Origin of the sequence: Aeromonas sp. SE22 (genome assembly GCF_038739755.1) — a bacterium.
GTDB lineage: Bacteria > Pseudomonadota > Gammaproteobacteria > Enterobacterales > Aeromonadaceae > Aeromonas > Aeromonas jandaei.
Map to the genome: position 1 here is coordinate 118,145 of NZ_JBCGFD010000012.1, position 13,675 is coordinate 131,819.

The window sequence follows — 13,675 nt, forward strand, 5'->3', positions numbered from 1 at the left end:
ACTCACTCCGCAGCAGGATAGCGGTACTCACCACCGCGAAAACGGGCCCAGAGGCAGTCGCCCAGATCAAAATGCCACCACTCGCCGGGATAGTTGCTGAACCCTTCCCGCCGCATCAGCCAGAACAGCAGACGGCGGTTGTCACGGATCTGCAGCCGCCGCGCCTCGCTCATTCCCGCACAGGGGCGTTCGAAATAGTCGCTCTCGGCCCGCTCGCTGATATCGTCAAAGCCGGTACCAAAATCGAGCGGCTCGCCACTCGCCAGATCGTGCAGCAGCAGATCGATGGCTCCGCCCGACAGATGGGGCGGTACCGGATAGTGACCGGGATCAGAGGGATGGGCACAGAAACGGCGAGTCTCCTGCTCAAGCCGGGCACCATCCCAGTCGGGATTGGCTGCGGCGATTTCGCCCTTGATCCGCTCGAAGATGGCCAGAGACGTGGCGCGACTGCGAAATCCGTCGAGCAAGGTGAGCCCCAATCCCGCAGGCAGCGCTGCGGCTACCCGCGCCAGCGCTTTGGCAACCGGCTCCCGCACCCGGATCTGCGGCTCACTGCCAGCCAGACCGAGCCGGTAATAGACGGGAACGATACGGATCCTGGTGCTGGCGGCCACGATCACCAGCGGATCACTGGCCGAGAGCGCCGCCTGTTCGGCTGCGCTGGCCGGTTCATAGTCGTGAGAGATGGGTGGCAACGGCATCAAATGGACTCCTGAGCAGGGGGGAGCCATTTCAGCAGAGCCTTGCCAACGGGGCAAGCCTGCCATCGGCACCGCCACAACCCGAGATCTGCTCCGATCCAAGCCCACAATTTACATCTGTTAACAAAATGGGCTGCCCCTCGAGGCCAAGAGCTTTTATCATAAGGGGCTGGTCAGTGTGCAACCGCCCGTTGCACATTCCATTCATCTCCCGGCCCACCGGTCGCCCCAGAAGAGAACCATTGCCTATGAAGACAGTTATCCGGCAAGAGATTGCCCTGCCCGTCGGCCTGCTCACCCTGCTCTTTTTCAAGACGCTCGGCAGCGACCTGCTGACAGAGACAACTCCGCTCGGGATCTATCTTCCTGTGTCGGCGGGGCTGCTTGCCATCGTCACCTGGGCCATCTTCTCGGTGGTGCGCCACTCCGATGCCCTCGCCATCAAGCTGGGCGAACCCTTTGGCACCCTGATCCTCACCCTCTCGGTCATTTCGCTGGAGGTGGTGATGATCTCCTCGGTCATGCTGACCGGCGAGCCCAATCCGGTGATGGCCCGTGACACCATGTTCGCCGTGGTGATGCTGGTCACCAACGGTCTGGTCGGCTTCACCCTGCTGTTTGGCGGCTGGCGCTACCACACCCAGAGCTTCAATCTGGACGGGGTCAAATCCTATCTGGTGGCCATCATCCCGCTCGCCCTGCTCTGTCTGGTGCTGCCCAACTTCACCGAAGGGGGCACGGTTGGCAGCATGTCGCGCGCCATGTCATGGATGCTCATCACCATCTCGATCCTGCTCTACGGGGTCTTCCTGCTGATCCAGACCCGCAGCCACAGCCACTTCTTTGTCGACAGCGATCACGAGGATTACGAGGAGCACCACGGCCCGCTGCAGAGCAACGTCTATCACACCCTGCTGCTGCTCGCCTATCTGGTGGTGGTGATCCTGTTGGCCAAGACCCTGGCCATCCCCATCAACTACGGGGTCAAGGTGCTGTCAGCACCGCAGGCGCTCGGCGGCTTTATCGTGGCCTGTATCGTGCTGGCTCCCGAGGCGGTTGGCGCCATCAAGGCCGCCATCAACAATCAGCTGCAGCGGGCCATGAACCTCTACTTCGGCTCGGTGCTGGCCACTATCGCCCTCACCGTGCCAGCCGTGCTGTTTATCGGCTCCATGCTGGGTCAGGAGGTGCGCCTCGGCCTCGACCCTGCCGACATGGTGCTGCTCATCACTACGCTCATGGTGTGCAAGGTGACCTTCAGCAGCGGCCGTACCAATGTGCTGCACGGCGCCACCCATCTGGTGCTGTTCGTGGTCTATCTGTTCCTGATGTTCGAGCACCAGTGACCGACTATCGCAGAGACGAAAAGACCGCCCGATTGGGCGGTCTTTTGTTATCAGCGCCGGGATCTCACGGACGCCAGTGAAGCGGCGTCCCCCTCATCCCCTACCCCTCTCCCGCCAGGGGAGAAGGGGGCTCAAGGCTTACAGGCTGGGCAGCACCCCGGCCGGGATCAGATCGTTGTAGCTGGCACGCCCCAGCAGCGCGGCGGCCGCCTCGATATCGGGGGCAAAGTACCTGTCCTTGTCGTAGAAGGGGACATGAGCGCGCAGCCGCCCCTTGGCCACTTCCACCCCCTCGCTGGCCCGCAGCGGAGCACGAAAATCGAGCCCCTGCGCCGCCGCCAACAGTTCGACTGCCAGAATGCCGCGGGTATTTTCCGCCATGTCTGCCAGCCGACGACCGGCGAAGGTCGCCATGGAGACATGATCCTCCTGATTGGCGGAGGTGGGCAGGCTGTCTACCGAGGCCGGATGGGCCAGGGTCTTGTTCTCGGAGGCGAGTGCCGCGGAGGTGACCTGAGCGATCATGAAGCCGGAGTTGACCCCGCCATTGTTGACCAGAAACGCCGGCAGGCCGGACATCCGCGAGTCGATCAGCAGCGCCATGCGCCGCTCGGAGAGCGAGCCGATTTCGGCGATGGCCAGCGCCAGATTATCGGCCGCAAAGGCCACGGGTTCTGCGTGGAAGTTGCCGCCGGAGATGATCTCTTCGTCATCGGCAAACACCAGCGGGTTGTCGGAGACCGAGTTGGCTTCGCACACCAATACCTCGGCCGCCTGACGGATCTGGGTCAGGCAGGCCCCCATCACCTGCGGCTGGCAGCGCAATGAGTAGGGATCCTGCACCTTCTCGCAATTGTGATGGGACATGCCGATCTCGCTGAGATCACCGAGCAGATGGCGATAGCAGGTAGCCGCATCAATCTGGCCACGCTGACCGCGTACCACGTGAATGCGGGCATCGAACGGACGGCGGCTGCCAAGGGCCGCCTCCACGCTCATGGCACCGATGGTGATGGCTCCGGCGAACAGATCCTCGGCGTGGAACAACCCTTCCAGCGCAAAGGCGGTGCTCGCCTGGGTGCCGTTGAGCAGCGCCAGTCCCTCTTTCGGTGCCAGCGCGATGGGCTCAAGCCCGGCGATCCGCAACGCTTCGCTCGCATCGATCTCGCGCCCGTCGTGACGAGCCTTGCCTTCGCCGATCAGCAGGCAGCTCATATGGGCCAGCGGCGCCAGATCGCCGGAAGCGCCGACGGATCCCTTCTTCGGCACCAGCGGATAAACCTCGGCGTTGACCAGCTTCATCAGCGCCTCCAGCACCGCCAGCCGGATGCCGGAGAAACCGCGCGCCAGCGAGTTGAGCTTGAGCACCATCATCAACCGCACGGTGGCGTCATCCATATAGGTGCCGATGCCCGCAGCGTGGGAGAGCACGATGGATCGCTGCAGCTCGTCGAGCTGATCCACCGGGATCCGGGTATTGGCCAGCAGGCCAAAGCCGGTGTTGATGCCGTACACCACGCGTCCCTGCTCGATCACCCGGGAGACAGTGGCGGCAGAGGCGTGGATCGCCGGCAACGCCGCCGGATCCAGTGCAATATGTACCGGCTCGCGGCTGACGCGGCGCAGGGTGGCAAGATCCAGCTCGCCCGGGGTAATAGTCAATTCAAACATGGTGTTACACCTTTCCTTTGACACCGTTGGCGCCGTCAATCATCGGCAGATCCAGTTTCGCCTCGCGGGCGCAGTTGATGGCAATCTCGTAGCCCGCATCCGCATGGCGCATCACCCCGGTGGCAGGGTCGTTGCGCAGCACGCGGCCGACCCGCTTGGCAGCGTCATCGGAGCCGTCGCAGACGATCACCACGCCGGAGTGCTGGGAGAAGCCCATGCCGACCCCGCCGCCATGGTGCAGGGAGACCCAGGTCGCGCCACCAGCGGTGTTGAGCAGGGCGTTGAGCAGCGGCCAGTCGGAGACGGCATCGGAGCCATCCATCATCGACTCGGTCTCGCGGTTCGGGCTCGCCACCGAGCCGGAATCCAGATGGTCGCGGCCAATCACGATGGGGGCTTTCAGTTCACCGTTTTTCACCATCTCGTTGAAGGCCAGACCGAGGCGTACCCGATCCTTGACCCCGACCCAGCAGATCCGCGCCGGCAGCCCCTGAAACGCGATGCGCTCGCGGGCCATGTCGAGCCAGTTGTGCAGGTGAGGATCATCAGGGATCAGCTCTTTCACCTTCTGATCGGTCTTGTAGATATCTTCCGGATCGCCGGAGAGGGCCACCCAGCGGAACGGCCCAATCCCCTCGCAAAACAGAGGGCGGATATAGGCGGGGACGAAGCCGGGGAAGTCGAAGGCATTTTTCACCCCCTCCTCAAGCGCCATCTGACGGATGTTGTTGCCGTAATCCAGAGTCGCCGCGCCGCGCTCTTGCAGGGTCAGCATCGCCTCCACCTGACGGGCCATGGAGCGACGAGCGGCCAGATTCACCTCCTGCGGGGCACTCTGCTGCAGCTCGCGCCATTTGGCAACGCTCCAGCCCTGCGGCAGGTAGCCGTGCACCGGGTCGTGGGCGGAGGTCTGGTCGGTCACCACATCCGGGGTGATGCCACGAGCCACCAGTTCGGCAAAGACGTCGGCGGCGTTGCCGAGCAGACCGACGGAGACGGCGCTGCCGCTCAGCTTGGCCTCTTCGATCATGGCCAGCGCCTCATCCAGGCTGTGGGCCTTCTTGTCCACATAACGGGTGCGCAGACGAAAATCGATGCGGGTCTCGTCGCACTCCACGGCGATCATCGAGAAACCGGCCATGGTGGCGGCCAGCGGCTGGGCGCCGCCCATGCCACCGAGACCACCGGTCAGGATCCAGCGCCCTTTGGGTGCACCGTTGAAGTGCTGATTAGCCACCGCGAAGAAGGTCTCGTAGGTGCCCTGTACGATCCCCTGGGTGCCGATATAGATCCACGAACCCGCAGTCATCTGGCCGTACATCATCAAGCCCTTCTTATCGAGCTCGTTGAAGTGCTCCCAGTTGGCCCAGTGCGGCACCAGATTGGAGTTGGCGATCAGCACCCGCGGTGCATCCTTGTGGGTCTGGAACACCCCGACCGGCTTGCCGGATTGCACCAGCAGGGTCTCGTTTTCCTCGAGCCGGGTCAGCACCTCGACGATCTTGTCAAAGCAGGCCCAGTTGCGGGCGGCGCGACCGATGCCGCCATAGACCACCAGCGACTGGGGATGCTCGGCCACCTCGGGGTCCAGGTTGTTCATCAGCATCCGCAGCGGCGCTTCGGTGAGCCAGCTCTTGGCGGTCAGTTCGGTGCCGCGCGGGGCACGGATCACGCGGTTCGGATCATGACGGGGATCCTGCTGTTGCACAGACATACACACTCCTTGTTGTATCAATAGGGTGCCTTCGGCGACGGGCGGCCAAAGGGTTAACGGGTCAACAGATGAACCAGTCGCGCGGCCACGCGGGCACTGCGGTTGTCCTGATCCAGCGTTGGGTTGTACTCGGCCAGATCGGCAAGCCTGAGCTTGCCGCTGGCCCGGATATGGGCAATGAGCGATTCGATCACCGCCAGCTCCACGCCACGGGCGGCGGGAGCACTCACTCCCGGCATCAGGTTGCCGGGCAGCACATCAAGGTCGATGGTCAGATAGAGGTGATCACAATCGGCGATAAAGGCGTCCAGCCCGCTTAGCAAGGCTGGCAGCCCGGTCTGGGTCATCGCCTCGTCCAGCACATGCCACACTCCCAGCGCCTCGGCGCGGGCAAACAGGGCTTGGGTATTGGCGGTCTCGGCCACCCCGAGGCAGGCGTAGTGAAACGGCGTGCCCTGAGCGGCACACTGCTCGGCAATCTGGAAGAAGGGGGTGCCGGAGCTTGCCAATTCCTGCTTCATGCGCAGGTCGAAGTGGGCGTCGAAATTGATGATCCCGACTCGCCCCTGACCCGCCAGATGCAGGTTGAGGCCGCTCCAGCTGCCGAAGGCCACCTCGTGACCGCCCCCCAGCACCAGCGGAAAGTGGCCCAGATCGAGCGCCGCGGCGACCCGCTCGGCCAGACGGCCGTGGGCGGCATCGAGATCCCCATCGGTACAGCTCACATCCCCGCCATCGTAGACGGGTCGATTCAGGTGCCAGGCAGTATTGGCCAGCAGCTTGCGCACCGCCAGCGGCGCCCCGGCGGCGCCGACACGCCCCTTGTTGCGGCGCACCCCTTCATCGCAGGCAAAACCGAGCAGCACTACACCAGCTGCCTCTTGTGCCTCGGCGGCCCAGGGCTGCACCTTGTCATGCCAGCGCAGGGCCAGTTCGCCATCTTCCGGATCCTGTCGTCCCTGCCAGAGCGACATGTCGACCGGGTTGAATTTATCCATGGAGGGTCTCCTCGCCGTTGAAGATGCGGCCTGCCAGCTGATCGACGCCGACCATGTAGCTCAACTCGGCCGGATGGGCGCAGTGCCAGATCAGGAAATCGGCCGCCATCCCCACCCTGAGCTGGCCAAGGCGCTCCTGTTCGCCAAGCGCTTTGGCGGCGTGGCGGGTCACCCCGACCATCGCCTCCACCGGAGTCAGGCCAAACAGGGTACAGGCCATGTTCATCGCCATCCGCAGCGAGACGATGGGAGCCGTGCCCGGGTTGATGTCGGAGGAGACAGCCATCGCCACCCCCGCCTTGCGCAGCGCGGCGACCGGCGGCAGTTTGGTCTCTTTGAGAAAATAGAAGGCGGTGGGCAGCAGGGTGGCAACTACGCCGCGCTGGGCCAGTGCCAGGATCCCCTGCGGATCCAGATACTCCAGATGATCCACCGAGAGGGCGCCGAAGTTGGCGGCGAGGGTGCTGCCACCGAGGTTGGAGAGCTGATCCATATGCCCCTTCACCGGCAGGCCGTATTGATCCGCCGCCAGATAGACCTGCTCGGTCTGGGCCAGCGAGAAGCCGATATGCTCGCAGAATACATCCACCGCATCGGCCAGGCCCGCTTTGGCAGCGGCCGGGATAATCTCCTGACAGATGGTCTCGACCCAGCTATCAGGATCGTCGCGATACTCCGGCGGCACCGCATGGGCCGCCAGCAATGTGGTCTTGACCCGGATCGGCAGCGCCTCTCCCAGCCTGCGGGCCACCCGCAGCATCTTGAGTTCATCATCCAATGTCAGGCCATAGCCGGACTTGATCTCCACTGTGGTGACCCCTTCGCGGATCAGGGATTTCACCCTCGGCTGCGCCAGCTCAAAGAGCTGATCCTCGCTGGCGGCGCGGGTGGCACGCACCGTGCTGATGATGCCGCCGCCCCGACGGGCGATCTCGGCATAGGGCACCCCCTGCTGACGCAGCTCGAACTCCTCGGCGCGACTGCCGGCAAAGACCAGATGGGTGTGGCAATCGATAAGGCCGGGAGTGACCAGCTTGCCCTGCATATCCAGCCAATGGGCGGGATGCGACCCCTTCAACTCGGCCATCGGCACCAGCGCGTGGATCTTGCCATCCTTCACGCCGATGGCATGGAGCGGCAGCAGACCGTAATCGGCCAGTCCGGCATTCAGGGTGGCGGGCGTCACGTTGAGCCAGACCCGCTCGCAGTTCAACAGTTCCTTGTTCATAGCGACCTCAAATGTATATACATATCTTTATAATCGATCCATCAGGCGAAAGAAAGAGCAGGATTCACAACCTGATAACAGCATCACGCTTAGAGTTTAAGCACAAAAAAGCCCACCAGAGGTGGGCTTGAGAAGAATCAATTTGTATAGATAATCAAGAAAGCTGCGCCTTGGAGCTCAGCTTGTAGCGAGAACCGGGGGAGAGCAATCTGGCGTAGGAGACCAGATGTCCTTCCGACCAGGTGCGCCTGTGCAACAATAGGCAGGGTGTATCCACGCGAATTTGCAACAATCCCGCCTCACCGGCACTCGGCAACACGGCTTCCACCACGTGCTCCATCTCCGACAGGGGGCAAAGCTCCATCAGATAGCGGTTGGGGGTCTGCTTCGTGAAATCCTGCTCGCCATAACCCGGCAGCCGCTCGGCATCGACGAACCGCTCCTCCAGCTGTAACGGCTCGCCATCGGCCTGATGGACGATGAGGCTGTGGAAGATGGGGGCACCAACCCGCAGCCCAAGCTGCACCGCCACCTTCTCGTCGGCGGCCAGCCGCTGCAGCCGGATCACCCGGGCGCTGTATTCGCTGCCCCGCTCGGCAATCTCGTCTGCGATGTTGCGAATGGCCAGCAGCGGTGATTCGGTGCGCCGGTCCGCCACGAAGCTGCCGGATCCGGCAGTGCGCACCAGCCACCCCTCGGCCACCAGTTCACGCAACGCCCGGTTGACCGTCATCCGGCTCACGGTGAACTGCTCGCACAGGGCCGCTTCGGTCGGGATCCTGTCCCCCGCCTGATAGTGGCGTTCGCGGATCCGATCCAAGATGTGCTGCTTGATCTGCAGGTAGAGGGCGGGCGCCAACGGGATGCTCCTTAGCGCCGACGGTGGGGCGGACGCATATCCGGCCAGGCGCGATAGACGTCGGGGATCTGATCCGGCCCGCTGATGCAGAGATCGAGATCGTGCAGCAAGCCATCCTTGATCCCGTAGATCCAGCCGTGGACGGCCAGCTCCTGCCCCTTGCGCCAGGCGTTCTGGATGATGGTGGTGTGGCAGACGTTGGCCACCTGCTCGGCTACGTTCAGCTCGCACAGATAGTCGAAGCGCTCGTGCTCATCCTCGATGGCCTCGAGCTCCTCACCATATTTGAAGTAGACATCCTTGATGTTGCGCAGCCAGTTGTCGATGAGCCCCAGCTCCTGATTCTGCATCGCCGCCTTGACCCCGCCGCAGCCATAGTGGCCGCAGACGATGATGTGCTTCACCTTGAGCACCTCAACCGCATATTGCAGCACCGAGAGGCAGTTGAAATCGGTATGCACCACCAGATTGGCGACGTTGCGGTGGACAAACACATCCCCCGGCAGCAACCCCATCAGCTGGTTGGCGGGCACCCGGCTATCGGAGCAGCCGATCCAGAGGTATTCGGGAGCCTGCTGGGCAGAGAGGGTGGCAAAGAAGGCGGGATCTTCCGCTTTGATCCGCTCGGCCCACTCACGGTTATTGGTAAACAGGTCCTTCAACAGTTTCACTTCTGCTCTCCATCATGTGGCTGTGGCGGCAACATAACATACCCAAGGGTTATCTGGGCAAGCCCCGATTGCCAGCGGCAGAAACAAAAACAGGGCCATCAGGCCCTGTTTTCAACGCGGAGGGATCAAGCCTCCATGGCATCTTTCAGCTTCTTGAGCGCATTCTTCTCAAGCTGACGCACTCGCTCGGCAGAGACGCCGTAGGTATCGGCCAGCTCCTGCAGAGTGGTCTTGCTGTCATCGTCGAGCCAACGGGCGCGGATGATGTGCTGGCTGCGCTCGTCGAGAGAAGAGAGCGCCGAGCTCAGACGTCGGGTCGCATGATCGTCCCAGTTGTCGTTCTCGATGGTCGCGGCCAGATCGGAGGATTTGTCCTCCAGATAGTGAACCGGTGCGAAACCGCCCTCATCTTCATCATCGCCAACCAGATCGAACGCCTGATCGTAGTTGCTCATGCGCGCTTCCATCTCGGTCACGTCGCTCTCGGAAACCCCGAGATCAGCAGCCACGGCTTTCACCTCTTCGTGGTTCAGCCAGCCCAGACGCTTCTTGGATTTGCGCAGATTGAAGAAGAGCTTGCGCTGGGCCTTGGTGGTTGCCACCTTGACCATGCGCCAGTTGCGCAGAACATATTCGTGAATTTCGGCCTTGATCCAGTGCACGGCAAAGGAGACCAGACGCACGCCGACGCTCGGGTCGAAGCGCTTGACCGCCTTCATCAGACCGATGTTGCCTTCCTGTACCAGATCGGCCTGCGGCAGACCGTAACCGGCATAACTCTTGGCGACATGAACGACAAAGCGCAGGTGCGACATAACCAGCTGGCGGGCAGCCTCGAGATCGCCATCCTGCTGCAAACGCTCAGCCAGCTCACGCTCTTCCTCTGCGCTCAGCACCGGAATAGAGTTTACTGCCTGGATATAGCCTTCCAGACTACCTTGCGGAATCAAAGCCATAGTGCGCTGCAATGAAGTTCCCATCTGTTACCTCTTACTTTTCAATCGAACCAGTCTAACACCCCAAGAGGGACTGTCTACTGACCGGGTCTCATTCTGCGGCTTACATCATAGATCACAAGCCCAGCTTTAGACTGGCTTATCTTATGCCCGCAGGATGAATCATGAATGAACAGTCAAAAAAAGGGGGTCACAATGAAGGACCCCCGAAAAGTAGCATGCTAAGTCCATTGTTGCGGAGCTCGCAACCTTCACATGCTTGCCAAGTCTGACGAGCAAGGCATAGGGGCCACACTCGTATAAATTCGTTCAGCTATTTGACTGCTTATAAAGCAGAAGGTTCACAGGATCCAGCAAAGATCCTGAAGATCGCCGTTATTCAGAATACTCCGAGAAGAGTGGCCAAGCCAGAAACGGCCACTCTTTTACTTGATCCGCTTCGCAAAATCCAGCAATTCACAATGTTGACAAATTAATCAGGAAGGCTCGATGTCGCGAATGTGGCGGTGAACCGAGAACCAGGAGGCAATCAGCCCCAGCAGAGCGCCCAGCAGGATCAGGTTCACCCCGTCCACCAGACCCATGCCAACCAGCTGGAAGTTACTGTTATACAAGCCCGCCAGCTCTTTCACCACCCCCTCGCTCCAGATCACCATCACCTCGGTCAGCCACCAGGCAAGCATGCCACCGATGACTCCGAACCAGATGCCGGTATAGAGGAAAGGACGGTGAATAAAGGCATCGGTCGCCCCCACCAGTTTCAGCACCTCGATCTCGGAGCGCTGGTTGAGGATGTTGAGGCGCAGGGTATTGCCGACAATCAGCAGCACGGCGGAGAGCAGCAGCACAGCAATACCGGTAATGGTGTGGCGCAGCAGGTTCATGATCCCCTGCAGACGGGTCAGCCACTGCAGATCCAGCTTGCCCTGTTCCACGCCATCCTCGTTGTTGAGCTTGCCGAGCAGCTCGGCGGCCCCTTCCGGATTCTGCCAGCGCGGATCCGGAATGACGCTCAGCACCGGTGGTAACGGGTTGCTGTCCAGATAATCGAGCGCATCGCCGAAACCGGAGATCTCGCGAAACTCCCGCAGCGCATCGTCACGACTCATATAGGTGACCGAATCTACCTCGGGGTAGAGCAGGATCCTGTGCTGCAGGTCGAGAATGCTCTGTTCCGGCAGATCCTTGCGCAGATAGAGGGAGATCTGGGAGCTGGTCTGCCAGCTCCCCTCCACCACCTCGGCATTTTTCAGCAACACGTGGAAGCAGGAGGGTAGCGCCAGACTGACGCCAAGCACTGCCAGCGTCATCAGGGAAGCGAGCGGGTTGCGCCACAGCTCACCCAGACTGGCAAACGCCTGACGCACGTGGTCAACCCCGTACATCATCAAACGGCGCAGCGGCGGCTGCTTGTGACGAACGATAGCCATCAGAGCTCCTCCCCTGCCGAATACATCCGCCCCGCCTTGAGGGTCAGGGTGCGATAGCGCATGCGGGCGATAAGCCCCAGATCGTGAGTGGCGATCAGCACGGAGACACCGAAGCGGTTGAACTCCTCGAACAGCCGCATGATATCCATGGAGAGCTGGGGATCCAGGTTACCGGTCGGTTCGTCAGCGAGCAGCAACGGCGGCTTGTTGACGATGGCACGGGCGATGCCGACCCGCTGCTGTTCACCACCGGAGAGCATGCGCGGCTGGTAGCGCTCCTTGCCGAGCAGCCCCACCTTGTCCAGCGCCGCGGCAACCCGCTTGTTGATGTCCGCATGGCTGTAGCCATCGATCACCAGCGGCAACGCCACGTTGTCGAACACGGTGCGGTCCATCAGCAGCCGGTGATCCTGAAAGATCATCCCGATCTGGCGGCGCACATAGGGGATCTGGCTGCGCTGGATATGGCTGACATCGTCGCCATGAAAGAAAACGCGACCATCGGTCGGTCGCTCCATCACGCTGATCAGTTTGAGGAGGGTACTCTTGCCCGCCCCCGAGTGTCCGGTCAGGAAGGCCATCTCCCCCTTGCGCAGGTGAAAGCTGACCTTCTGCAGCGCCTGATGGCCACCGCTGTATACCTTGCTGACCTTGTCAAAACGAATCATAACGGTTCCCTGACATTGACAAACCCCGACCGAAGTCGGGGCATGGGATGTTTACTCATCGCGACTAAACAGGGCCTCGATAAAGTCGTTGGCGACAAAGGGACGCAGATCGTCGATCCCCTCGCCCACCCCGATATAGCGGATCGGGATCTGGAACTTGTCGGCCACCGCGAAGATGACGCCGCCCTTGGCCGTGCCATCCAGCTTGGTGAGGGTTATACCGGTCAGGCCCACTGCCTCGCTGAACAGCTTGGCCTGGCTCAGGGCGTTCTGGCCGGTGCCGGCATCCAGAGTCAGCATGATCTCGTGGGGCGCCTCTTCGTCCAGCTTCTTCATCACCCGCACCACTTTCTTGAGCTCCTCCATCAGGTTGCTCTTGTTCTGCAGGCGGCCGGCAGTATCGGCGATCAGCACATCAGCCCCGCGGGAGCGGGCAGCCTCGATGGCGTCATAAATAACGGAAGCGGAGTCGGCGCCGGTGTGCTGGGCAATCACCGGAATATTGTTGCGCTGACCCCATACCTGCAGCTGCTCGACCGCAGCGGCACGGAAGGTATCGCCAGCGGCCAGCATCACGCTCTTGCCCTCGGCCTGGAACTGCTTGGCCAGCTTGCCGATGGTGGTGGTCTTGCCGACGCCGTTCACGCCGACCATCAGGATCACGTAAGGCTTCTTGCTGGTGTCGATCACCAGCGGCTGCTCTACCTTGGCCAGCATCTCGCCCATGTCCTGCTTGAGCAGGCCATAGAGCGCCTCGGCATCCTTCAGCTGCTTGCGGTCCGCATGCTGCACCAGCCCCTCGATGATGCGGGTGGTGGTGTCGACGCCAAGATCGGCGGTCAGCAGCTGGGTCTCCAGCTCTTCGAACAGCTCATCGTCGATCTTCTTGCCACGGAACAGGCCGAAGAAACCGGAACCGATATTCTCCTTGGTGCGCACCAGACTGCGCTTGAGGCGAGCAAAGAAGCCCTCCCGCTGCGGCTTCTCCTGGGTGTCGTCGTCCACCTTGGCGGCCAGCGGCAGAGCTGCCAGGGCGGCGGCCTCAGCCTCCATCGCAGCGACCAAGCGCATATCTTCCGCTCGCTGGGCCTCTTTGGCGATACGGGCTTCTTCCGCAGCCTGAGCTTCAGCGGCAATACGCGCCTCTTCCGCCGCACGGGCTTCAGCGGCAATACGCGCCTCTTCCGCAGCGCGAGCTTCGACAGCAATACGCGCCTCTTCCGCAGCGCGGGCTTCAGCAGCAATACGAGCCTCTTCCGCTGCGCGGGCTTCGGCAGCAATGCGAGCCTCTTCTGCAGCATGGGCTTCGGCAGCAATACGCGCCTCTTCCGCAGCACAGGCTTCAGCGGCAATACGAGCTTCTTCCGCCGCATGGGCTTCAGCGGCAATACGCGCCTCTTCCGCCGCACGGGCTTCAGCGGCAATACGCG

At 61.9% G+C, this 13,675-nt stretch carries 12 protein-coding genes; 1 reads left to right on the plus strand and 11 read right to left on the minus strand.

The annotated features are described in order from the left end of the window. Nucleotides 1-2: 2 nt before the first annotated feature. Nucleotides 3-704 carry a M15 family metallopeptidase gene (locus AAHA39_RS16785; protein ID WP_320655791.1) on the minus strand — a complete coding sequence of 234 codons (702 nt, stop codon included), beginning with the start codon at nt 702-704 and terminating at the stop codon, nt 3-5. A 248-nt stretch (nt 705-952) separates the two neighbouring features. Between AAHA39_RS16785 and AAHA39_RS16790 the strand changes: the two genes are divergently transcribed. Then, complete coding sequence (locus AAHA39_RS16790) at nt 953-2,050, plus strand: calcium:proton antiporter (protein ID WP_320655790.1); 1,098 nt, start codon at nt 953-955, stop codon at nt 2,048-2,050. A 138-nt stretch (nt 2,051-2,188) separates the two neighbouring features. On the opposite strand, the gene hutH is transcribed toward AAHA39_RS16790, so the two are convergent. The 10 genes from hutH to ftsY all read right to left on the minus strand — a co-directional run. Continuing rightward, nucleotides 2,189-3,721 (minus strand): histidine ammonia-lyase, encoded by a 1,533-nt coding sequence (gene hutH, locus AAHA39_RS16795; RefSeq protein WP_320655789.1) that lies wholly within the window; start codon nt 3,719-3,721, stop codon nt 2,189-2,191. Between the two features lie 4 nt (nt 3,722-3,725). Further along, a complete protein-coding gene (gene hutU / locus AAHA39_RS16800) occupies nt 3,726-5,435 on the minus strand; it encodes a urocanate hydratase (protein WP_320655788.1) in 1,710 nt (569 codons plus the stop codon). A gap of 53 nt (nt 5,436-5,488) precedes the next feature. Beyond that, entirely contained in the window at nt 5,489-6,433 is a 945-nt protein-coding gene (gene hutG / locus AAHA39_RS16805; protein ID WP_320655787.1) for a formimidoylglutamase, read from the minus strand. Then, complete coding sequence (hutI, locus tag AAHA39_RS16810) at nt 6,426-7,661, minus strand: imidazolonepropionase (RefSeq protein ID WP_320655786.1); 1,236 nt, start codon at nt 7,659-7,661, stop codon at nt 6,426-6,428. Before hutI ends, hutG begins: the two co-directional genes overlap by 8 nt. Before the next feature lie 154 nt (nt 7,662-7,815). After that, nucleotides 7,816-8,520 carry a histidine utilization repressor gene (gene hutC, locus AAHA39_RS16815; protein ID WP_042032267.1) on the minus strand — a complete coding sequence of 235 codons (705 nt, stop codon included), beginning with the start codon at nt 8,518-8,520 and terminating at the stop codon, nt 7,816-7,818. Nucleotides 8,521-8,531: 11 nt separating this feature from the next. Then, nucleotides 8,532-9,191 (minus strand): carbonate dehydratase, encoded by a 660-nt coding sequence (can, locus tag AAHA39_RS16820; protein ID WP_033112576.1) that lies wholly within the window; start codon nt 9,189-9,191, stop codon nt 8,532-8,534. 125 nt (nt 9,192-9,316) lie between these two features. Next, nucleotides 9,317-10,171: an RNA polymerase sigma factor RpoH gene (gene rpoH / locus AAHA39_RS16825; protein WP_041209606.1), complete on the minus strand. Its 855-nt coding sequence runs from the start codon at nt 10,169-10,171 to the stop codon at nt 9,317-9,319. Nucleotides 10,172-10,623: 452 nt separating this feature from the next. Then, on the minus strand, nt 10,624-11,577 hold the full coding sequence (gene ftsX / locus AAHA39_RS16830) for a permease-like cell division protein FtsX (RefSeq protein ID WP_041209605.1): 954 nt from the start codon (nt 11,575-11,577) through the stop codon (nt 10,624-10,626). Next, nucleotides 11,577-12,245 (minus strand): cell division ATP-binding protein FtsE, encoded by a 669-nt coding sequence (gene ftsE / locus AAHA39_RS16835; protein ID WP_033112579.1) that lies wholly within the window; start codon nt 12,243-12,245, stop codon nt 11,577-11,579. The genes ftsX and ftsE overlap by 1 nt, the downstream gene beginning before the upstream one ends. A gap of 51 nt (nt 12,246-12,296) precedes the next feature. After that, nucleotides 12,297-13,675 (minus strand): signal recognition particle-docking protein FtsY (gene ftsY / locus AAHA39_RS16840; RefSeq protein WP_342690028.1); only part of this gene is annotated, 1,379 nt, incomplete at its 5' end.